We start from the raw sequence: 20,081 nt of genomic DNA on the forward strand, positions 1-20,081 counted from the left end.
CTGCAAACCCTCACATACACTGCCGCCCATGCGCGTTTCACCCCCTGACCAGACGCCGGAGACCAGGCCTGCCGCAGCCCCTCTGCGCAAGCCATGGCGCGCCTGGTGGGTGCGCCAGGCACCCCATCGTCAGGACCGATTCGCGGCACTCGCGCCGCTGGTCGCCGTGGTGCTGTTCCTGGCAGCGATCGCGTCCTCCTTTCTCTATCTGCGGCTGGAAGAGATCGACCGCGAACAGGAGGCCGTCAAGCGCGACGTCGAATATGCGCAGCAGCAGATCCGCCTGCGCTTGCTCGAGCGCCAGGAGCAGCTCATGCGCGTGGCCCGCGATGTGGCCAATGAAGAGATCGACGTCGAGGAATTCGTCAGCCGCGCGCAGTCGCTGATTTCGCAGTACCCCGAGTTGCAGGCCGTCAGCTGGATCGACGAGCGCCGCCGCATCAAGACCAGCTACTCCGCGCCCAGCCTGCACACGCCCCTCATGCGCATGGTGGACGACGTGCTGCGCCCGGGCGAGACCGAGACCAACTTCAGCCTGGCGCGCGACCTGCACCAGCCGGTGTACGGCCAGCCGCTGGGCACCACCGGCGACCCGACGCCGCTGCTGCAACTGCACATCCCGCTGACCGACCGAGGCCGCTTCGCTGGCGTGGTCCTGGCCGAATACGGAACCGACGCGCTGCTGCGCCATGGCGTGCCGGCCGAGGTGCTCAACAAGTACGCCGTGGCGCTGGTGGCCAGCGATGGACGCATGCTGGCCGGCACGGTGATGCCGCAGCCCAGCTCGGGATCGCGCCTGCTGCCCTGGTCCAGCCAGGCCGAGCCCTATGAGATCCCGGTCTCGCCGGTCGGCAACGGCCTGGTGCTGCGCGCGCAGGCCTACCGCACCTCGCAAGGCGTGGTCGGCAGCGGCTTGTTCTGGCTGGTCGGCGCGCTGTCGGTGCTGACGGCCTGGATGCTGATCGGCAGCTGGAGCCACACGCGCCGGCGCCAGCAGGCCCAGCAGGCGCTGATGGCCGAGACCAACTTCCGCCGCGCCATGGAGAACTCCATGCTGACCGGCATGCGTGCCATGGACCTGCAGGGCCGCATCACCTATGTGAACGCGGCCTTCTGCCAGATGACGGGCTGGAGCGAGGGCGAGCTGGTCGGCCGCACGGCGCCCTTCCCCTACTGGCCCGAGGAAGACCTGGAGTACCTGATCGCGCGGCTGGAGGACGAACTCAACGGCCGCAGCACGCCCTCGGGCTTTCAGCTGCGCATCAAGCGGCGCGACAACTCCATCTTCGACGCGCGCCTGTACATCTCGCCGCTGATCGACGCCGTGGGCAAGCAGACCGGCTGGATGGCTTCGATCACCGACATCACCGAGCCCAACCGCATCCGCGAGCAGCTGTCGGCCTCGTACGAGCGCTTCACCACGGTGCTGGAGGCGCTGGACGCCGCGGTGTCGGTGGCGCCGCTGGGCAGCCCCGAACTGCTGTTCGCCAACAAGCTGTACCGGCAATGGTTCGGCTCGCAGACCCATGGCCATGAGAGCCTGGTGGTGCGCGCCGGCATGCCGACCACGCCGCCCAACGACGAGCACCTGGACGATGTGGACGCCTTCGCCGGCCTGCCCACCGATTCGCTGACCACCAGCGATGCCGAGAGCGCCGAGATCCACGTGCCCGAACTGGGCAAGTGGCTGGAAGTGCGGGCGCGCTACCTGAGCTGGGTCGACGGCCGCCTCGTGCAGATGGTGATCGCCACCGACATCACGCCGCGCCGCCTGGCCGAGGAGCAGGCCGCGCACCATGCCGAGCGCGCCCAGACCTCCAGCAGGCTCATCACCATGGGCGAGATGGCATCCAGCGTCGCGCACGAGTTGAACCAGCCGCTGGCGGCCATCACCAACTACTGCAACGGCATGGTGTCGCGCATCAAGGGCAACGGCATTGCGCACGAGGATCTGCTGGCGGCGCTGGAGAAGACTTCGCGCCAGGCCCAGCGTGCGGGCCAGATCATCCACCGCATCCAGTCCTTCGTGAAGCGCAGCGAGCCCCAGCGCAGCCTGAGCAATGTGCAGGACATCGTGCAGGAATCCGTCGAGCTGGCCGGCATCGAGCTGCGCCGGCGCAACGTGCGGCTGAGCCACTATGTCGCGGCGCGGCTGCCCCCGCTGATGGTCGATCCCATCCTGATCGAGCAGGTGCTGGTGAACCTGCTGCGCAACGCCGCCGAGGCCATCGACTCGGCCGAGCGGCCGCCGCAACGCCGCAACATCGAACTGCGCGTGCTGCCGCGCCAGGAGTCCGATGTGCCTGGCATCGAGTTCGTCGTCACCGACACCGGCACGGGCCTGGCGCCCGAAGTCATGGAACACCTGTTCGAGGCCTTCTTCTCGACCAAGGCGCATGGCATGGGCATCGGCCTCAATCTGTGCCGCTCCATCGTTGAATCGCACCTGGGCAGGATGCAGGCCGAGAATATCTACAATGGCCCCGAGTGCATGGGGTGCCGGTTTTCCTTCTGGATCCCGTTGGCAAAAGCTGCCAACGCCCTGCCAAATCCAGCCAATACAGCCAAGAACCCCGGAGTACCCGCATGAGCCTGATCCCCAAGAAAGGCACGGTCTATGTTGTCGATGACGACGAAGCCGTGCGCGATTCGCTCCAATGGCTGCTGGAAGGCAAGGACTACCGCGTCCGCTGCTTCGAATCGGCCGAGGCCTTCCTGTCGCGCTACGACGCACGTGAAGTGGCCTGCCTGCTGGTCGACATCCGCATGGGCGGCATGACGGGCCTGGAGCTCCAGGACAAGCTGCTCGAACGCAAGTCGCCGCTGCCCATCGTCTTCATCACCGGCCACGGCGACGTGCCCATGGCGGTGGACACCATGAAGAAGGGCGCTATGGATTTCATCCAGAAGCCCTTCAAGGAAGAGGAACTCGTGGCCCTGGTCGAGCGCATGCTGGACCATGCCAAGGACGCCTTCACCGACCACCAGCAGGCCGCGAGCCGCGGTGCGCTGCTGTCCAAGCTGACCTCGCGCGAATCGCAGGTGCTCGAGCGCATCGTGGCCGGCCGGCTCAACAAGCAGATCGCCGATGACCTGGGCATCAGCATCAAGACCGTGGAGGCGCACCGCGCCAACATCATGGAAAAGCTGAACGCCAACACGGTGGCCGACCTGCTCAAGATCGCACTGGGCCAGACCGCCAAAGCCTGACCCGCCCCACCCCGCAGCGCCCGTCCACCGTCCGGTTGGCGGGCGTTGTTCTTGGAGATTCCCCATGACAGCCCAACTGATCGACGGCAACGCCCTCGCCCGCCAGATCCGCAACGACGTGGCCGGCCGCACTGCGGCCCTGAAGGCCCGCGGTGTCCAGCCGCATCTGGCCATCGTGCTGGTCGGCGACGACCCTGCCAGCCAGGTGTACGTCAAGCACAAGGTCAACGACAGCAGCGAGACGGGCCTGCAGGCCACGCTGGAGCGCCACCCGGCCGACCTGGCCGAGGCCGACTTGCTGGCGCGCATCCACGCGCTCAACGAAGACCCGTCTGTGCACGGCATCCTGGTGCAGCTGCCCTTGCCCAAGCACATGGACGCCCACAAGGTCATCGAGGCGATCTCGCCAGCCAAGGACGTGGACGGCTTCCACGTCGCCAGCGCGGGCGCGCTGATGGTTGGCCAAGCCGGTTTCTGGCCCTGCACGCCGCATGGCTGCCTGCGCATGCTCGAGTCCATCGGCTACTCCCTGCGCGGCAAGCACGCCGTGGTGATCGGCCGCAGCAACATCGTGGGCAAACCGATGGCCATGATGCTGCTGGCCCAGAGCGCCACCGTCACCATCTGCCACAGCGCCACGCCCGACCTGGGTGCCTTCACGCGGCAGGCCGACGTGATCGTCGCCGCGGTCGGCAAGCAGAACCTGCTCACCGCCGACATGGTCAAGCCCGGCGCGGTGGTCATCGATGTAGGCATGAACCGCAATGCCGAGGGCAAGCTCTGCGGCGATGTGGATTTCGACGGCGTGAAGGAAGTGGCCGGCTGGATCACCCCCGTGCCGGGCGGCGTCGGCCCGATGACGCGCGCCATGCTCCTGGTCAACACGCTCGAAGCGGCCGAGCGCGCAGCAGGCTAATACGGCGATAGTCCCGTCGCCGGGTACGGGGGGCTTGTGATTGCCAGGGCTGGCGCAAAATGCCCGTCATGCAGTCCAACCCCCTTCTCTCGTTCTCCGACCTCCCGCTGTTCGACCAGATCCGGCCCGAGCACGTGGCGCCCGCCATCGACCAGTTGCTGGCCGATGCCAGCCAGGCGCTGGAACAGACCACGGCGCCGGACTTCCCGGCCGACTGGAGCGCCATGTCGCGCGTGCTGGACACGGCAAACGAGCGCCTGGGCCGGGCCTGGGGTGCCGTGAGCCATTTGAACGCCGTGGCCGACACGCCCGAACTGCGCGCCGCTTACAACGAGGCGTTGCCGCGCGTGACCGAGTTCTGGACCCGCCTGGGCGCCGACGAGCGCCTGTACGCCAAGTACAAGGCCATCGACGCCACGAGCCTGACGCCAGCGCAGCAGCAAGCACTGCGCAACGCCATCCGCAACTTCGTGCTGAGCGGGGCCGAGCTGACGGGCGCGGCGAAGGAACGCTTCGCCGCGATCCAGGAACGCCAGGCCGAGGTCGCGCAGAAGTTCAGCGAGAACGCGCTCGACGCGACCGATGCCTACGCCTACTTCGCCCAGGCCGACGAACTGGACGGCGTACCCGAGGATGTGCGCCAGGCCGCGCGCGCCGCGGCCCAGGCCGAGGACAAGGCCGGCTTCAAGCTCACGCTCAAGCTGCCCTGCTACCTGCCCGTGATGCAGTTCGCCCGCAGCAGCGCGCTGCGCGAGCGCCTGTACCGCGCCTACGCCACGCGCGCCTCCGACCAGGCCGAGGGCGATGCGACCAAGTTCGACAACACTGCGCTCATCCGCGAGATCCTGGCGCTGCGCCAGGAAGAGGCGCAGCTGCTGGGCTACGCCAACTTCGGCGAGGTCTCCGTCGTGGCCAAGATGGCCGACTCGCCGGCCCAGGTGGTGGGCTTCCTGCGCGACCTGACCCGTCGCGCCCGCCCCTATGCCGAGAAGGACGTGGCCGACCTGCGCGCCTTCGCCGCCGAGAAGCTGGCCCTGGCCGACCCGCAGCCCTGGGACTGGAGCTACATCGGCGAGCAGCTGAAAGAAGCGCGCTACGCCTTCAGCGAGCAGGAGGTCAAGCAGTACTTCACGGCGCCCAAGGTGCTGGCGGGCCTGTTCAAGATCGTCGAGACGCTGTTCGAGGTCAGCATCCGGCGTGACGACGCGGCGGTCTGGCACCCCACGGTGGAGTTCTACCGCATCGAGCGCCCGGCAGCCCAGGCCGGCGGTGCGCCACAGCTGGTCGGACAGTTCTATCTCGACCCCTCCGCGCGCAATGGCAAGCGTGGTGGCGCCTGGATGGACGACGTGCGCGCACGCTGGCTGCGGCCCGACGACGGCCGCCTGCAGACCCCGGTCGCGCAGTTGGTCTGCAACTTCGCCGCCGGTGTGGACGGCAAGCCGCCGCTGCTCACGCACGACGACGTGACCACGCTGTTCCACGAGTTCGGCCACGGCCTGCACCACATGCTGACCCGGGTCGACGAGCGCGACGTGTCCGGCATCAGCGGCGTGGAATGGGACGCCGTCGAACTGCCCAGCCAGTTCATGGAGAACTTCTGCTGGGAGTGGGACGTGCTGCGCCACATGACGGCCCACGTCGACACCGGCGAGCCGCTGCCGCGCGCGCTGTACGACAAGATGCTGGCCGCCAAGAACTACCAGAGCGGCATGCAGACGCTGCGCCAGATCGAGTTCGCGCTGTTCGACATGCTGCTGCACACCGAACATGCGCCCGACGCCGACTTCATGGCGCTGCTGGCCCGGGTGCGCGCCGAAGTGGCCGTGCTGCCTTCGCCCCCGTTCAGCCGCACGCCCAACACCTTCAGCCACATCTTCGCGGGCGGCTATGCGGCCGGCTACTACAGCTACAAGTGGGCCGAGGTGCTGAGCGCCGATGCCTACGCGGCCTTCGAGGAAACCGCCGGGGCGGACGGCCTGCCCAGCATCGAGACCGGCCGGCGCTACCGCGAGGCCATCCTGGAAGCCGGCGGCAGCCGGCCGGCGATGGAATCGTTCAAGGCCTTCCGCGGCCGCGAACCCACGCTGGACGCACTGCTGCGCCACCAGGGCATGGCCTGATGGCGGGCGCTGCGCGCGGCGGCAAACACGCCGTGGCCGCCGCGCTGCTGCTGGGCGCGGGCCTCTCTTCGGCCCAGGCCGTGTACCGCAGCGTGGGGCCCGACGGCCGCGTCACCTTCTCCGACCGGCCGGTCAGCTCGGACGCCCATGCCGCGACCACGGCCAGCCGCAGCGGCATTCCACCGGCTCCTTCCGTGCTGCCCTATGACTTGCGCCAGACCGCGGACCGCTTCCCCGTCACGCTGTACACGGGTGCAGACTGTTCGCCCTGCGACAGCGCCCGCCAGCTGCTGACGGCGCGCGGCGTGCCCTTCAGCGAACGCACGGTCCAGGCCAACGAGGACATCGAGGCGCTGCGCCGCCTGTCCGGCGACAACAGCCTGCCGGTGGTCACCATCGGCGGCCAGCGCCTCAAGGGCTTCGCGCCCGGCGAATGGACGCAGTATCTGGACAGCGCGGGCTACCCGCGCACTTCGCAGCTGCCGCCCAGCTACCGTGCGCCGCCTGCACAACCGCTGGTGGCCGTGCGCGCGGCCGAGCCCCGTGAACCGGTGTCGCCCCGCGCCGCCGCGGCGCCATCACCGTCACCGGCCCCTGCACAGGCCCCGGCCAACCCGGCTGGCATCGTCTTCTAGAACGTCAGCGTCTGCACGCCCTCGGGCGTGCCGAGCAGGCAGACCTGGGCGCGCTGGTGCGCGAACACGCCCACCGTGACCACACCGGGCCACTGGCTCACCTGGGTCTCGAAGCCCAGCGGATCGGCGATGGCCAGGCCGGCCACGTCCAGGATGTGCTGGCCGTTGTCGGTGACCAGCGCACCGCTGCCGCCCTTGGCCTGGCGCAGCGTGGCCTGGCCGCCCATGGCCGCGAAGCGGCGCACGAGTTGCTGCGCCGACATGGGCACCACCTCCACCGGGATGGGGAAGCGGCCCAGTACCGGCACCTTCTTGGAGGCATCGGCGATGCAGACGAAGCGGCGCGACTGCGCCGCCACGATCTTCTCGCGCGTGAGCGCCGCGCCGCCGCCCTTGACCATGTGGCCCTGGCCGTCGATCTCGTCGGCACCGTCCACGTAGACGGCGAGTTCGCCGACGGCGTTGGCGTCGAACACCGGGATGCCCAGCGCCTTGAGCCGCGCCGTGCTGGCCTCCGAGCTCGACACCGCGCCCGGGATCTTGTCCTTGAGCTCGGCCAGCGCGTCGATGAAGCAATTGACGGTGGAGCCCGTGCCCACCCCGAGGATCTCGCCCGGCACCACGTAAGCAAGGGCGGCGCGGCCCACCAGGGCCTTGAGTTGGTCTTGGGTCAGCGGAGCGGAGGAAGTCATCTGGGAGAATCCGGCGTTTGTTGAGAACTGGCCGAGAATTATCCGATGCCCTTGCTGCCGACCCGGCTCTCCTACGCCCTGGCCCGGCCCCTGCTGTTCGGCCTGGACGCCGAAGCCGCCCACGATGCCACCATGTCCGCCCTGGCCCGCGCCCACGGCACCCCGCTGGCCTGGGCCTGGTGCGACCGCCGCGTCGATGACCCTGTCACCGTCGCCGGCCTGCAGTTTCCCAACCGCGTGGGGCTGGCCGCCGGCCTGGACAAGAACGCCCGCTGCATCGATGCGCTGGGCGGCCTGGGCTTCGGCTTCGTCGAAGTCGGCACGGTCACGCCGCTGGGCCAGCCCGGCAACCCCAAGCCGCGCATGTTCCGGCTGCCGCAGGCGCAGGCGCTGATCAACCGGCTGGGCTTCAACAACGATGGCCTGGATGCCTTCATCGCCAACGTGCAGCGCGCCAAGTTCCGCCAGCAGACCGGCAAGCCCATGCTGCTGGGGCTGAACATCGGCAAGAACGCCGCCACGCCCACCGAACGTGCCACCGACGACTACCTCGCGGGCCTGACCGGGGTCTACCCCCACGCCGACTACGTCACGATCAACATCTCCAGCCCGAACACGCAGAACCTGCGCACGCTGCAGGCCGATGCCGCGCTCGACGCCCTGCTCGGCGCGCTGGCCGAACGCCGCGCCATGCTGGCGCGCGAGCACGCGAGCACCAGCGCCGATGGCCGCACCCAGCTGCGCCGCGTGCCGCTGTTCGTGAAGATCGCCCCCGACCTGGACGAAGCCCAGGTCGCCGTGATCGCCGCCACGCTCAAGCGCTACGCCGATGCCGACAACGCGGCCGACCAGTTGGGCTGGGGCCTGATCGCCACCAACACCACGCTGGCGCGCGACCGTGTGCAAGGCCTGCCGCATGCCGAGGAAACCGGCGGCCTGTCCGGCGCGCCGCTGCTGGCCGCCAGCAACCGCGTGATCGCCCAGCTGCGCCAGGCGCTGGGCCCGGCCTTCCCCATCATCGGCGTGGGCGGCGTGCTGACGGCGCGCGATGCGCTGACGAAGATCGAAGCCGGCGCCGATCTCGTGCAGATCTACACCGGCCTGATCTACCAGGGCCCGGCACTGGTGCGCGAGGCCGCGCAGGCGATCCGCGACCGCAAGGCCTGATGTCGTCGCCCGCAGCGGAGCCGGCGGACGGCCTGCCGACGCCGGCCCGCCACTGGTCGATGGCCGTCATCCTGCTCGGCATCGGCATCTCGGTGCTGGACGCGACCATCGTCAACCTGGCGCTGCCCGGCATTGCGCGCGACCTGAACCGCCCGGCCTCGGACGCGATCTGGATCGTCAACGCCTACCAGCTCGGCGTGCTGGTGCTGCTGCTGCCCTGCGCCAAGCTGGGCGACCTGCTGGGCTACCGCCGCGTCTACCTGGCCGGCGTGGCGGTGCTGCTGCTGGGCTCGCTGGGCTGCGTGCTCGCGCGCGACCTGCCCATGCTGGTGGCCGCGCGGGCGCTGCAGGGCATGGGCGCGGCCGGCGTCATGGGGGTGAACTCGGCGCTGGTGCGCTTGACCTACCCACGCGCGTTGCTCGGCCGCGGCATCGCCATCAATTCCATGACCGTGGCCGTGGCCTCGGTGGCCGGCCCCAGCGTGGCCGCGGCCGTGCTGTCGGTCGCCAGCTGGCCCTGGCTGTTCGCGATCAACCTGCCGGTCGCCGCCGCCCTGCTGCTGCTGGGCCTGCGTGCGCTGCCGGCCAACCCGCTGCCGCTCGCCAAGGGCGGGCTGTCGCTGCTGGACGTGGGGCTCAACGCCGCCATGTTCGCGCTGGTGTTCCTGGGCGTGGACCAGCTCGGCACCCGCGCCGGCCAACCCGGCGTGGCGTTGCAGTCGGTGCTGCTCATCGCGGTCGGCCTGGCGGTGGGCGTGGTTTACGTGCGCCGCCAGCTCGGCCAGGCCGTGCCGCTGTTTCCAGTGGACCTGCTGCGCATCCGCGTGTTCGCGCTGTCCATGTGCAGCTCCGTCACGGCCTTCGCCGCGCAGATGCTGTCCAACATCGCGCTGCCCTTCCTGCTGCTGGACGGCTATGGCCGCTCGCACGTGGACACCGGCCTGCTGATCACGGCCTGGCCGCTCGGCAGCATCGTCACGGCGCCGATCGCCGGCCGGTTGATCGGCCGCGTACAGCCCGGCCTGCTGGGCTGCGCCGGCATGTGGACCATGGCCACCGGGCTGGCGCTGCTGGCCCTGCTGCCCGAGCAGCCGCACAACGCCGACATCGCCTGGCGCATGGCGCTGTGCGGCATCGGCTTCGCCTTGTTCCAGTCGCCCAACAACTACCTGATCGTGACCTCGGCCCCGCCGCACCGCGCCGGCGGCGCCAGCGGCATGCTGGGCACGGCGCGGCTCACGGGCCAGAGCATCGGCGCGGTGCTGCTGGCCGTGCTGTTCAGCCTGTCGGCTCCGCGGGCCGGCCACAGTGGCGGCGCCCAGCTGGCGCTGGGCCTGGCCGCAGCACTGGCCGCGGGGGCGGGACTGTTCAGTCTGCTGCGCACGCGGCGGGCGTAGGCGGCGCGGTCGTCGCAGCCAGGCCGCCGTCCGTCAGCAGGGCACCGTCCCCTCGCACGGCAGGCCAGAAGCCGCCTAGACTGGCTGCCGCCTCCCTTCCATCGCCCGCCATGCTGCACCCCGCCCGCTCCACCGTGCTGCCGCTCAAGGCCGTGGCCGTGCCGCGCTGGAAGCGCAGCCACCACGACACGCTGGACGACTCCCTGCAGCGTCTCACGATGGCATGGATGAAGGCGCTGCCCGAATCGGTGCGGCCGCACCAGTGCGCGCGGCGCCACCCGCGGGTGCTCAACAACATCGCCGCGCTGTGGGGCCTGCCGTTGCGATGCCTGGACTACCTGGATGAACTGCAGGCCGACCAGCGCGGCCACCGCCAGGGCTTCGGCCACGAGATCGCGCTCGAACTGCGCCGGCTGCGCACGCGCCGCGTGGCCCTGGTGGCCGCGGCGCGGCAATCGCCGCCGCCCGACTTTCCCGTGACCCAGCCGATGGCGCTGTGAGCCCCGGCTGGCTCAGACCGGCTGCAACAGCCGCGCCACCTGCTCGCCGATGGCCAGCGAACTGGTGAGCCCCGGCGACTCGATGCCGAACAGGTTGACCAAACCGGGCACACCGTGCACCGCCGGGCCCTGCAGCACGAAGTCGCGCGCCGGCTCGTGCGGTGCCTGGATCTTGGGGCGCATGCCGGCATAGCCCGGCTGCAGCGCGCCATCGGGCAGGCCGGGCCAGTACTTGCGCACCTCGGCATAGAAGCCGTCGCCACGGCGCGGGTCGACCACCAGGTCCTCGGGGTCGTCCACCCACTGCACGTCGGGGCCAAATTTGGCCTGGCCACCCAGGTCAAGCGTCAGGTGCACGCCCAGGCCGGCGGCTTCGGGGGCCGGGTAGATCAGCCGCGTGAACGGCGCGCGGCCGGCCAGCGTGAAGTAGTTGCCCTTGGCGAAATGGCTGGGCGGTACATGCGCCGGATCCAGGCCCTGCAGGCGCAGCGCCAGCGCCTGCGCCGACAGGCCGGCCGCATTGACCACCGTGCCGGCCAGCAGCTCGGTGCCGTCGGCCATGGCCAGCACGATGCCGTCCGGCGTGCAGCGCGCCTGCGCGAGCGCCGTGTTCAGCGCCACGATGCCGCCCGCGTTCTCGAAATCGCCCTGCAGCGCGAGCATCAGCCCATGGCTGTCGACGATGCCGGTGGACGGCGAATGGATGGCCGCCGTGCACTGCAGCTGCGGCTCCATGGCGCGGGCTTCATCGGCCGAGAGCAGCACCAGATCGTCCACGCCATTGGCGGCGGCCTTGGCGACGATGCCCTGCAGCTGCGCCACCTGGGCTGCGTCGGTGGCCACGATGAGCTTGCCGCAGCGCCGGTGGGCGATGCCGCGCTCGGCACAGTAGGCATACAGCAGCGCCTTGCCGCGCACGCACAGCTGCGCCTTGAGCGAACCGGCCGCGTAGTAGATGCCGGCATGGATCACCTCGCTGTTGCGCGAGCTGGTGCCGGTGCCGATGGCATCCGCTGCCTCCAACACCATGAGTTCGCGCCCGGCGAAGGCCGGCGACAGCGCCAGCGCGCGGGCCACGGCCAGGCCCACGACCCCGGCGCCGATGACGACGCAATCGACGTGGTCCATCACAGGCTCCGCGGATCGGTGGCCAACAGCAGCGCGACCAGGGAGCGCAGATGGGCCTTCAGGCCGTCGGCGCCCGCGTGCAGGGCCAGTGTGTTCTCGTCCATGTAGAGCTTGCGGTTGATCTCCAGCTGCACGCTGTGGCGCTGCCGGGCGGGATCGCCATAGCGGCGCACCAGTTCGACACCCTTGTAGGGATGGTTGTAGGCCACGTCGTAGCCCAGGCTGCGCAGGTGCTCGACGATGCGGGCAGAGAACGCTGCGCTGGCCGTGCTGCCATCGCGGTCGCCGACCACGAAATCGGCATGGGCGAGGCCAGGGAAATCGGTCGCGAAGCGCGAGGCCACGGCCGGCATCGAATGGCAGTTCAGGTGCAGGCTATAGCCGTGCCGGGCGTGTGCGGCGGCGATGGCGGACGCCACGGCCGCGTGGTAGGGCTGCCAGCAGCGCGCGATGCGTGCCTGCACCTCGGCCACCGTGAGCTTGCGCGCATACAGCGGCGTGCCCTCGTCGGTGGTGCGCCAGATCAGCCCCTTGCCCAGGCGCACCTTGGACAGCACGCGCGCGTCGGTCGCCACCGGGCCGGGCCAGGGTGCGTCCAGCAGCGCCTGGTCGATTTCGGTCACGTCGCGGTTGGCGTCCAGGTAGCTGCGCGGGAACAGCGCCTCGACCCAGGCCACGCCCAGGTCCGGCGCGAAGCTGTAGAGCTTCTCGACGTGTGTGTCTTCGGCGCGGCGCAGCACCAGGGGGTCACAGGCGTGGTCGAAATCGGCCGGATAGACCGTGCCGCTGTGCGGGGAATCGAGAACCAGCGGGGTGGTCCCCGCGGCAGTGAGGAGGGCTGCGGACATGGCCCGGCATTGTGCAGCAGGCTGCCGCGTCGCCCGCCTCCCAACCGGCTCGGCCTGCCGTCCTACGGCCACGGAACCAAACATGGAATACTTGTATCCGTCCAGCGGGGCCCACACTCAGGTGTCCTGTCGTACACACTGATGAAGGTTCCATGATCGAGCTGCACTACTGGCCCACACCCAACGGATGGACGTGTTCCATCATGTTGGAGGAGTGCGGGCTGCCCTACCGCATGGTGCCGGTCAACATCGGCCGCGGGGAACAGTTCACGCCCGAGTTCGTGGCCTTGATCAACCCGCACCACAAGATGCCGGCCATCATCGATCCGCAGCCCCTGGGTGGCGGTGAGCCCATGCAGATCAGCGAGGCCGGCGCCATCCTCGTGTACCTGGCCGGCAAGACCGGGCGCTTTCTGCCCACCGACAGCCTGGCCCGGCTGCAGGTGCTGCAATGGCTCATGTGGCAGGTCGGCGGGCTCGGCCCCATGACCGGACAGAACAGCCACTTCCTGCAGTACGCCAGCGAGAAGGTGCCTTACGCGATCACGCGCTACGGCAACGAGTTGCGCCGCCTGTACGGCGTGCTCGACCACCAACTCGGCCGGACCGGCAGCCACGTGGCCGGGCCGGACTTTTCCATTGCCGACATCGCCATCCTGCCCTGGATCCGCATGCACAACGCGCAGGGCATCGACCTGTCGGCTTTCGCGCACATCGGCCGCTGGTACGAGACGGTGCTGGCGCGCCCAGGCGTGCAGCGCGGCCTGGCGCTGGGCCGCGAACTGCGTGCGCCAGTGCTCAGCGAGGCCGCGCGCGAGGCGCTGTTCGGCAGCGGATCCGGTACGCAGGGCCTGGCGCGCCAGCGCTGGGCCGCCAACTAGGCGCCCTGGGCGCTCAGCACGCCGCGGTTCAGCCGCAACAGCCGCCCGCAGCGCGCGGCCAGCGACTCGTCGTGCGTGACCACGATGAAGGCCGTGCCATGCTCGCGCGCCAGCCGCAGCATCATGCCGAACACAGCCTCGGCGGTGCCGCGGTCCAGGTTGCCCGTGGGTTCGTCGGCCAGCACGCAACGCGGCGCGCCGACCAGCGCCCGCGCGATCGCCACGCGCTGGCGCTCGCCGCCCGACAGCTCCGCCGGCCGGTGCGCCATGCGCTCGGCCAGGCCGACCTCGGTCAGCACGGCGGCCGCGGCCTGGGCGGCGGCCTCGCGCGTCTGGCGCCGGATCCACAGCGGCATGGCCACGTTGTCCTGGGCGCTGAACTCGGGCAGCAGGTGGTGGAACTGGTAGACGAACCCCAGCTCGCGGTTGCGCAGCGCGCCCTGCGCGGCCGGGCTCAACGTGGACAGGTCCTGGCCGGCCAGTTGCACGCTGCCGGTGGTGGGCGCATCCAGCCCGCCCAGAAGGTGCAGCAGCGTGCTCTTGCCCGAGCCCGACGCGCCGACGATGGCCACCGTCTCGCCGGCATGCACCGTGAGGTCCACGCCCTGCAGCACGGTCAGGTCGATGCGGCCTTCGTGGAAGCGCTTGGACAGGCCCTGGGCGTGCAGAACGGCCTGGCCAGCGGCGGCAGATTTGATCGCATCACTCATAGCGCAGCGCCTCGGCGGGGTTCACGCGGCTGGCCCGCCAGCTCGGGTAGATGGTGGCTAGAAAGGCCAGGATCAGGGAGATGATGGCGATCGGCAGGATGTCGCCCTGTTGCGGGTCGCTGGGCATGCGGTTGATCAAATACACCTCGCGCGGCAGGAAGCTGGCGTGGAACAGCTTCTCCAGCGCCGGCACGATCACGTCGATGTTGTAGGCCACGGCCAGGCCCAGGGCCAGCCCGGCGAAGGTGCCGATGATGCCGACCATGGCGCCCTGCACCATGAAGATGCCCATGATGCTGCGCGGGCTGGCACCCAGCGTGCGCAGGATGGCGATGTCGGCACGCTTGTCGGTCACGGTCATCACCAGGGTGCTGACGAGGTTGAACGCGGCCACGGCCACGATCAGCGTCAGGATGATGAACATCATGCGTTTCTCGAGCTGCACGGCGGCGAACCAGGTCTGGTTCTGGCGCGTCCAGTCGCGGATCAGCAGGTCGCCCGAGAGGCTGCGGGCCAGCTCGAAGGCCACCTCGCGCGCCTGGTGCAGGTCGCGCAGCTTGAGCCGCACACCGCTCGGCCCCTCCAGGCGGAACAGCCGGGCCGCATCCTCGATGTGCACCATGGCCAGCGCCGAGTCGTACTCGTAATGGCCGGAACTAAACAGGCCGACCACCGTCATCTGCTTGAGCCGCGGCACCACGCCGGCGGGCGTGACCTGGCCGGAGGGCGCCACCAGCGTGACGGGATCGCCCTCGCGCACGCCCAGGCTGCGCGCCAGGTCCGTGCCGAGCACGATGCCGAACTGGCCCGGCACCAGCCGCGCGATGGCCTGCGCGCCCGCGCCGCCCGCCACGTCGGTGACCTGGCTCTCGGTCGCGGGATCGATGCCGCGCACCAGCGCGCCCTTCATGTCCTCGCCGCGCGCGATGAGTGCCTGGCTGGCAATGAAGGGCGCCGCGCCGATCACCGCGGGATTGCGCTTGGCCTCCGCCATGGTCTTGTTCGGATCGGGGATGGCCTGGCCCTGCGGCGCGTAGATCTCGATGTGCGAGACGACGCCCAGCATGCGGTCGCGCACCTCTTTCTGGAAGCCGTTCATCACCGAGAGCACGATGATGAGCGCTGCCACGCCGAGCGCGATGCCCAGCATGGAGACGCCCGAGATGAAGGAGATGAAGCCGTTGCGGCGCGTCGCGCGGCCGGCGCGGGTGTAGCGCCAGCCGACGGCCAGTTCGTAGGGGAGGTGCATCGGGCGCGGCTTTTTGGGGCCTTTGCCCGCAAAAAGCGCGGATTGTGGCATCCCGGACAATCTCCCCCCAATGTCTCCCAACTCCCCAGCCCACCTGTTGATCCTCGACGCGGCCAGCGACGCGCCCGCTTGCCGCAGCGCGTTGGCCCAGCTGTCCCTGCCCTCCCTGGCCGCGCTGCTGGCCGAACTCACGCCCGCGCCACTGGAACGCCTGCCCGACGACGCCCTGGACACGCCCGCCGAACGCGCGCTGGCCAGGGCCCAGGGCTTGGCCGGCGAGGACGGCCGCCTGCCCTGGGCGGCCGCCGCAGCCGCGGCGGCCGGTCTGCCGCCCGCACAGGACTGGGCCATGCTCACGCCCTGCCATCTCGAAGCCGGCATGAACCAGGTGCGCCTGAGCGACCCGGCCCTGCTGGCACTGCCGCCCGACCAGGCCGAGGCGCTGATGGCCAGCATGGCGCCCTACCTGGCCGAGGACGGCATCGTGGTGGAGTGCTGGCAGGACGGCCGCTGGCTCGCCCACGGCGAGCCGTTCCGCGGCCTCGCCACCGCCTCGCCCGAACGCGTGCTGGGCGAGGACGACCTGAACGCCTGGATGCCCGCCAGCCCGCTGCTGCGCCGCCTGCAGAACGAGATGCAGATGCTGCTCTACACCCATCCCGTCAACGACGCACGCGAGGCCCAGCGCCTGGTGACCGTCAACGCGCTGTGGATCAGCGGCTGCGGCAGTTGGCCGGCCACGCCGCCCCGCCCGTCCGCCGTGCAGGTCGTGGACGCCCTGCGCAGCAGCGCCCGCCAGGGCGACTGGGCCAGCTGGTCCGCCGCCTGGCAAGAGATCGACAAGACCCACTGCGCGCCGCTGCTGCAGCGCCTGCGCGCCGGCGAGCCCGTGGCCCTGACGCTCAGCGGCCCGCAGGGGAGCCGCCGCTTCGACGGCCTGCCCCGCGGTGCACTGGCACGCTGGCTTGCCAGCTGGCGCAAGCCGCAGCTGGCCCAGCTGCTGGAGGGCCTGTGAAGATCCGCACCCGCGACGTGCCGCCGCGCGCGGCCTGGGCGCTCGAGCAGGCCGGCGTGCACCCGCTGCTGGCGCGGCTGTTCGCCGCGCGCGGGGTGCTCGCATTCGACGAACTCGACGATGGCCTGGCGCGGCTGCTGCCCCCCACCGGCCCGCAAGGCCTGCTCGGCGCCGACGCTGCGGCGCGCCTGCTGGCGGACGCCATCGCGCGCGACGCACGCATCTGCATCGTGGCCGACTACGACTGCGACGGCGCCACCGCCTGCGCCGTGGCCGTGCGCGGCCTGCGCCTGCTGGGTGCGCGGCACGTGGACTACCTGGTACCCGACCGCGTGGTCGACGGCTATGGCCTGACCGCACCGATCGCCGAGCGCGTGCACGCGCGCGGCGCCGACCTGCTGGTCACCGTGGACAACGGCATCGCGAGCATCGAAGGCGTGGCCCATGCGCGTGCGCTCGGCCTGGCCGTGCTGGTGACCGACCACCACCTGCCCGCGCCGGCGCTGCCTGCGGCCGACGTCATCGTCAACCCGAACCAGCCAGCCTGCGGCTTCACCAGCAAGTGCATGGCCGGCGTCGGCGTGATGTTCTACGTGCTGCTGGCGCTGCGGGCCGAGCTGCGCACGCGGGGTGCCTACGGCGAGCGGCCCCAGCCCAAGCTCGACGCGCTGCTGCCGCTGGTCGCACTCGGCACCGTGGCCGACGTGGTCAAGCTCGACGCCAACAACCGCCGCCTCGTGGCGCAGGGCCTGCGCCGCATCCGCGCCGGCCAGATGCCGGCCGGCCTGGCCGCGCTGTTCGACGCCGCAGGCCGCAAGAGCAGCCAGGCCACCGGCTTCGACTTCGGCTTCGCGCTGGGCCCGCGCATCAACGCTGCGGGCCGGCTGGCCGACATGACGCTGGGCATCGAATGCCTGCTGACCGACGACGCCGCGCGCGCCAACGAGCTCGCGCGCACGCTGGACGCGATCAACCGCGAGCGCCGCAGCATCGAGACGGACATGCGCGAGCAGGCCGAACTCGTCGCCGAATCCCTGTTCGCCGAAGGCGAGGAACCGCCGCCCGCCATCAGCGTCTACGACCCGGCCTTCCACGAGGGCGTGGTCGGCATCGTGGCCTCGCGCCTGAAGGACCGGCTGCACCGGCCCTGCTTCGTGTTCGCCGCTTCGCGCGCACCGGGCCACGAGGGCGAGATCAAGGGCTCGGGCCGCTCCATCGCGGGCTTCCACCTGCGCGATGCGCTGGACCTGCTGGCCAAGCGCCACCCCGGCGTGCTGCTGCGCTTCGGCGGCCATGCCATGGCGGCCGGCTGCACGGTGGCGGCCGAGCGCTGGCCCGAGTTCGACGCCGGGCTGCGCACCATCGCACGCGAATGGCTGGACGAGGCCGCCCTGACACGCCGGCTCGACACCGACGGCCCGCTGGCGCCCGAGTACCGGCGCGCCGACATGGTCGACACGCTGCACCGCGAGGTCTGGGGCCAGGGCTTTGCCGCACCGACCTTCAGCGAAGAGGTGGAGATCGTCTCGCAGCGCCTGGTCGGCGAACGCCACCTGGCGCTCAAGCTGCGCCACCAGGGCCAGCCCGTGGACGGCATCTGGTTCGGCCGGGTGGAGCCGCTGCCCAACCGCGCCGTGCTGGCGTTCCGGCTCGATGCGGACGAATGGCAGGGTCAGCGGCGCGTGCGCTTCCTCGTGGAAGGCATGGCCGGCTGAGGCCGGCCGGCCGCGCGGCTCAGAAGCTCTCCCACTCGCCTTCTTCGGCGGCGCCCGGCTTGGGCCTGGCGGCCGGTGCCGTGCGCGCCGGGGCGGCCAGGCTCTTGGGCGCCGGCGGCCGGGCGGGCGGCCTGGCCACTGCCTTGGGCACCAGCTTGGGAGCGAGCTTGGGCGCTGTGGGCGCGGCTGCGCCCAGGCGCTTGGCGGCAGGCGCTGCCACCGCAGCTGCGGGCCGCTTGGCGAAGCTGGGCGCCGCGGGCGCTGCCACCACGGCTGCGCGCGGCGCCAGTGCCGGCGCCGGCGCCGCACCGCTGCCGACGTTGAACACGGCCACCACCTCGGACAGGCGCTGTGCCTGCTCCTTGAGGCCGGATGCCGCGGCCGCCGACTCTTCCACCAGGGCGGCGTTCTGCTGCGTCATCTGGTCCAGCTGCGTGACCGCCTGGTTGACCTGCGCGATGCCGTCGCGCTGCTCGGTGGACGAAGCGCTGATCTCGCCGATCAGGTCGCTGACGCGGCGCACGCTGGCCACGATCTCCTGCATCGACGAGCCGGCATGCTCGACCTGGGCCGAGCCGGTCTCCACGGTCTGCACCGAGGCGTTGATCAGTGCCTTGATTTCCTTGGCCGCTTCGGCCGAGCGCCCGGCCAGCGCGCGCACCTCGGAGGCGACGACCGCGAAGCCGCGGCCCTGCTCGCCGGCGCGCGCCGCTTCCACTGCCGCGTTGAGCGCCAGGATATTGGTCTGGAAGGCGATGGCATCGATGGTGCCGATGATGTCGGCGATCTTGCGCGAGGCCTCGCTGATGTCCTGCATGCTGCGCACCACCTGGCCCACCACCTCGCCACCCTGGGTGGCGGCCTGGGCGGCTGTGCTGGCCAGCTGGTTGGCCTGGCGCGCGGTGTCGGCCGACTGCGTGACGGTGCTCGTCAACTCCTCCATGCTGGCCGCGGTCTGCTGCAGGTTGGAGGCGGTCTGTTCGGTGCGTGCCGACAGATCGTGGTTGCCGCTGGCGATCTCGGTGGAGGCGGTGGACACGGACTCCACGCCGCTGCGCACCTCGCCGACCAGGCCGCGCAGCCGCTCGGTCATGGACGACAGCGCACGCAGGAGTTGGCCGAACTCGTCGCGGCGCGCATCGTCCAGGCGCTGCGTGAGGTCGCCGCTGGCGATCGCATCGGCCGCTTGCAGTGCGCGCCCGAGCGGCCGCACGATGGAGCGCACGAGTGCCACGGTCAACCCGATGCCGACCAGGAACACCAGGCCGATCACGGCCAACCCGGTGAACGAGCCGGTGCGGCGCGCGTCCTCAGCCGCCTCGCGCGCACGGTCGCGCAGGCCTTCCTGCACGGTCACGAAATCGTCCAGGGCCTTGAGGTACGCGTCGATGGCGGGACGGTATTCACGCTCGACGAAACCCAGCACATCGCCACCCGCGTTCTTGAGCTCGGTAACGCGCGTCGTCATGGCGAGTACGCGCGCGCGCTGGTCGGCAATGGCCTGCAGAGCCGCCTTGCTCTCCTCGGTCGTGGTGGCCTTGGTGATGCGCTCCTGCACCGCCGAGATCTGCGTGATCATGGCCTTGACGCGGCCGTCGTACAGCTTGGCCAGCGGCGCATCGCTGGTGACGGCGGTGCCTTCGACCATGGTCGTGGCGTTCGCGGTCAGGCCGCGCCAGCGGATGGCGTCGGAGATCCGTCCCTCGTAGGCCTGCACCGTGCGCAAAGCCGTGTCCATGATGTTGGCGGAGTTCACCTGGGCCCAGACGGCAATCGCCAGCATGGCCGCCAGCAAACCCAGCACCACCAGCCACAGCCGGCGCCCCACCCCGATGTCGTTCCACTTCATGTGTCTTTCCTTGTCTGGACGCCGAACTGGCGCAACATCTGCGCAA

At 70.6% G+C, this 20,081-nt stretch carries 17 protein-coding genes; 11 read left to right on the forward strand and 6 right to left on the reverse strand.

Annotated elements, in window-relative coordinates:
- Positions 1 to 28: 28 nt before the first annotated feature.
- From DES41_RS00940 to DES41_RS00960, 5 genes are all read left to right on the forward strand, one after another.
- The gene (locus tag DES41_RS00940; protein ID WP_114465086.1) at positions 29 to 2,590 is read left to right on the forward strand and encodes a PAS domain S-box protein; all 2,562 of its coding nucleotides are present in this window, start codon (positions 29 to 31) and stop codon (positions 2,588 to 2,590) included.
- Complete coding sequence (locus DES41_RS00945; RefSeq protein WP_056899014.1) at positions 2,587 to 3,210, forward strand: response regulator transcription factor; 624 nt, start codon at positions 2,587 to 2,589, stop codon at positions 3,208 to 3,210. Before DES41_RS00940 ends, DES41_RS00945 begins: the two co-directional genes overlap by 4 nt.
- 64 nt (positions 3,211 to 3,274) lie before the next feature.
- A complete protein-coding gene (locus DES41_RS00950) occupies positions 3,275 to 4,126 on the forward strand; it encodes a bifunctional methylenetetrahydrofolate dehydrogenase/methenyltetrahydrofolate cyclohydrolase (RefSeq protein ID WP_114465088.1) in 852 nt (283 codons plus the stop codon).
- Between the two features lie 68 nt (positions 4,127 to 4,194).
- The gene (locus DES41_RS00955; RefSeq protein ID WP_114466766.1) at positions 4,195 to 6,249 is read left to right on the forward strand and encodes a M3 family metallopeptidase; all 2,055 of its coding nucleotides are present in this window, start codon (positions 4,195 to 4,197) and stop codon (positions 6,247 to 6,249) included.
- On the forward strand, positions 6,249 to 6,884 hold the full coding sequence (locus tag DES41_RS00960) for a glutaredoxin family protein (protein WP_114465089.1): 636 nt from the start codon (positions 6,249 to 6,251) through the stop codon (positions 6,882 to 6,884). The genes DES41_RS00955 and DES41_RS00960 overlap by 1 nt, the downstream gene beginning before the upstream one ends.
- Here the strand turns inward: DES41_RS00960 and rpiA are convergent.
- Positions 6,881 to 7,576, reverse strand: a complete 696-nt coding sequence (gene rpiA, locus DES41_RS00965) for a ribose-5-phosphate isomerase RpiA (RefSeq protein WP_114465091.1) — start codon at positions 7,574 to 7,576, stop codon at positions 6,881 to 6,883. The two genes, DES41_RS00960 and rpiA, sit on opposite strands and share 4 nt — an antisense overlap.
- Before the next feature lie 45 nt (positions 7,577 to 7,621).
- Between rpiA and DES41_RS00970 the strand changes: the two genes are divergently transcribed.
- The 3 genes from DES41_RS00970 (at position 7,622) to DES41_RS00980 (ending at position 10,640) form a co-directional block, all read left to right on the forward strand.
- Positions 7,622 to 8,743, forward strand: a complete 1,122-nt coding sequence (locus tag DES41_RS00970) for a quinone-dependent dihydroorotate dehydrogenase (protein ID WP_114465093.1) — start codon at positions 7,622 to 7,624, stop codon at positions 8,741 to 8,743.
- Positions 8,743 to 10,140 carry an MFS transporter gene (locus tag DES41_RS00975; RefSeq protein ID WP_114465095.1) on the forward strand — a complete coding sequence of 466 codons (1,398 nt, stop codon included), beginning with the start codon at positions 8,743 to 8,745 and terminating at the stop codon, positions 10,138 to 10,140. The genes DES41_RS00970 and DES41_RS00975 overlap by 1 nt, the downstream gene beginning before the upstream one ends.
- Before the next feature lie 110 nt (positions 10,141 to 10,250).
- Complete coding sequence (locus tag DES41_RS00980; RefSeq protein ID WP_114465097.1) at positions 10,251 to 10,640, forward strand: hypothetical protein; 390 nt, start codon at positions 10,251 to 10,253, stop codon at positions 10,638 to 10,640.
- A gap of 12 nt (positions 10,641 to 10,652) precedes the next feature.
- On the opposite strand, the gene DES41_RS00985 is transcribed toward DES41_RS00980, so the two are convergent.
- Positions 10,653 to 11,768 carry an NAD(P)/FAD-dependent oxidoreductase gene (locus DES41_RS00985; protein ID WP_170168062.1) on the reverse strand — a complete coding sequence of 372 codons (1,116 nt, stop codon included), beginning with the start codon at positions 11,766 to 11,768 and terminating at the stop codon, positions 10,653 to 10,655.
- Positions 11,768 to 12,616 (reverse strand): N-formylglutamate amidohydrolase, encoded by an 849-nt coding sequence (locus DES41_RS00990; RefSeq protein ID WP_114465101.1) that lies wholly within the window; start codon positions 12,614 to 12,616, stop codon positions 11,768 to 11,770. The genes DES41_RS00985 and DES41_RS00990 overlap by 1 nt, the downstream gene beginning before the upstream one ends.
- Positions 12,617 to 12,768: 152 nt before the next feature.
- Between DES41_RS00990 and DES41_RS00995 the strand changes: the two genes are divergently transcribed.
- Positions 12,769 to 13,497 carry a glutathione binding-like protein gene (locus tag DES41_RS00995; protein ID WP_114465103.1) on the forward strand — a complete coding sequence of 243 codons (729 nt, stop codon included), beginning with the start codon at positions 12,769 to 12,771 and terminating at the stop codon, positions 13,495 to 13,497.
- On the opposite strand, the gene lolD is transcribed toward DES41_RS00995, so the two are convergent.
- A complete protein-coding gene (gene lolD / locus DES41_RS01000) occupies positions 13,494 to 14,207 on the reverse strand; it encodes a lipoprotein-releasing ABC transporter ATP-binding protein LolD (protein WP_114465104.1) in 714 nt (237 codons plus the stop codon). The two genes, DES41_RS00995 and lolD, sit on opposite strands and share 4 nt — an antisense overlap.
- Complete coding sequence (locus tag DES41_RS01005; RefSeq protein WP_114465106.1) at positions 14,200 to 15,456, reverse strand: lipoprotein-releasing ABC transporter permease subunit; 1,257 nt, start codon at positions 15,454 to 15,456, stop codon at positions 14,200 to 14,202. The genes lolD and DES41_RS01005 overlap by 8 nt, the downstream gene beginning before the upstream one ends.
- 70 nt (positions 15,457 to 15,526) lie before the next feature.
- Here DES41_RS01005 and DES41_RS01010 point away from each other — a divergent pair, with 70 nt between their 5' ends.
- Together DES41_RS01010 and recJ are read left to right on the forward strand one after the other, a co-directional pair.
- On the forward strand, positions 15,527 to 16,471 hold the full coding sequence (locus tag DES41_RS01010) for a phosphoglycerate mutase (protein ID WP_147282785.1): 945 nt from the start codon (positions 15,527 to 15,529) through the stop codon (positions 16,469 to 16,471).
- Positions 16,468 to 18,186, forward strand: coding sequence for a single-stranded-DNA-specific exonuclease RecJ (gene recJ, locus DES41_RS01015; protein ID WP_114465110.1), 1,719 nt, complete (start codon positions 16,468 to 16,470; stop codon positions 18,184 to 18,186). Before DES41_RS01010 ends, recJ begins: the two co-directional genes overlap by 4 nt.
- Before the next feature lie 19 nt (positions 18,187 to 18,205).
- Here the strand turns inward: recJ and DES41_RS01020 are convergent, their stop codons facing one another.
- Positions 18,206 to 20,035, reverse strand: a complete 1,830-nt coding sequence (locus DES41_RS01020) for a methyl-accepting chemotaxis protein (protein ID WP_114465112.1) — start codon at positions 20,033 to 20,035, stop codon at positions 18,206 to 18,208.
- Positions 20,036 to 20,081: the final 46 nt, after the last annotated feature.

Source organism: Pseudorhodoferax soli (genome assembly GCF_003337555.1).
GTDB classification, from domain to species: Bacteria; Pseudomonadota; Gammaproteobacteria; order Burkholderiales; family Burkholderiaceae_C; genus Pseudorhodoferax; species Pseudorhodoferax soli.

Bases quoted from the DNA above. Each gene is read 5' to 3' on its own strand.
- DES41_RS01005 (WP_114465106.1), bottom strand. From the start codon at position 15,456: ATGCACCTCCCCTACGAACTGGCCGTCGGCTGGCGCTACACCCGCGCC.
- DES41_RS00970 (WP_114465093.1), top strand. From the start codon at position 7,622: ATGCCCTTGCTGCCGACCCGGCTCTCCTACGCCCTGGCCCGGCCCCTG.
- DES41_RS00980 (WP_114465097.1), top strand. From the start codon at position 10,251: ATGCTGCACCCCGCCCGCTCCACCGTGCTGCCGCTCAAGGCCGTGGCC.
- DES41_RS00985 (WP_170168062.1), bottom strand. From the start codon at position 11,768: ATGGACCACGTCGATTGCGTCGTCATCGGCGCCGGGGTCGTGGGCCTG.
- DES41_RS00950 (WP_114465088.1), top strand. From the start codon at position 3,275: ATGACAGCCCAACTGATCGACGGCAACGCCCTCGCCCGCCAGATCCGC.
- rpiA (WP_114465091.1), bottom strand. From the start codon at position 7,576: ATGACTTCCTCCGCTCCGCTGACCCAAGACCAACTCAAGGCCCTGGTG.
- DES41_RS00955 (WP_114466766.1), top strand. From the start codon at position 4,195: ATGCAGTCCAACCCCCTTCTCTCGTTCTCCGACCTCCCGCTGTTCGAC.
- DES41_RS00995 (WP_114465103.1), top strand. From the start codon at position 12,769: ATGATCGAGCTGCACTACTGGCCCACACCCAACGGATGGACGTGTTCC.
- DES41_RS01020 (WP_114465112.1), bottom strand. From the start codon at position 20,035: ATGAAGTGGAACGACATCGGGGTGGGGCGCCGGCTGTGGCTGGTGGTG.
- lolD (WP_114465104.1), bottom strand. From the start codon at position 14,207: ATGAGTGATGCGATCAAATCTGCCGCCGCTGGCCAGGCCGTTCTGCAC.
- DES41_RS00940 (WP_114465086.1), top strand. From the start codon at position 29: ATGCGCGTTTCACCCCCTGACCAGACGCCGGAGACCAGGCCTGCCGCA.
- DES41_RS00945 (WP_056899014.1), top strand. From the start codon at position 2,587: ATGAGCCTGATCCCCAAGAAAGGCACGGTCTATGTTGTCGATGACGAC.
- DES41_RS01010 (WP_147282785.1), top strand. From the start codon at position 15,527: ATGTCTCCCAACTCCCCAGCCCACCTGTTGATCCTCGACGCGGCCAGC.
- DES41_RS00975 (WP_114465095.1), top strand. From the start codon at position 8,743: ATGTCGTCGCCCGCAGCGGAGCCGGCGGACGGCCTGCCGACGCCGGCC.
- DES41_RS00990 (WP_114465101.1), bottom strand. From the start codon at position 12,616: ATGTCCGCAGCCCTCCTCACTGCCGCGGGGACCACCCCGCTGGTTCTC.
- DES41_RS00960 (WP_114465089.1), top strand. From the start codon at position 6,249: ATGGCGGGCGCTGCGCGCGGCGGCAAACACGCCGTGGCCGCCGCGCTG.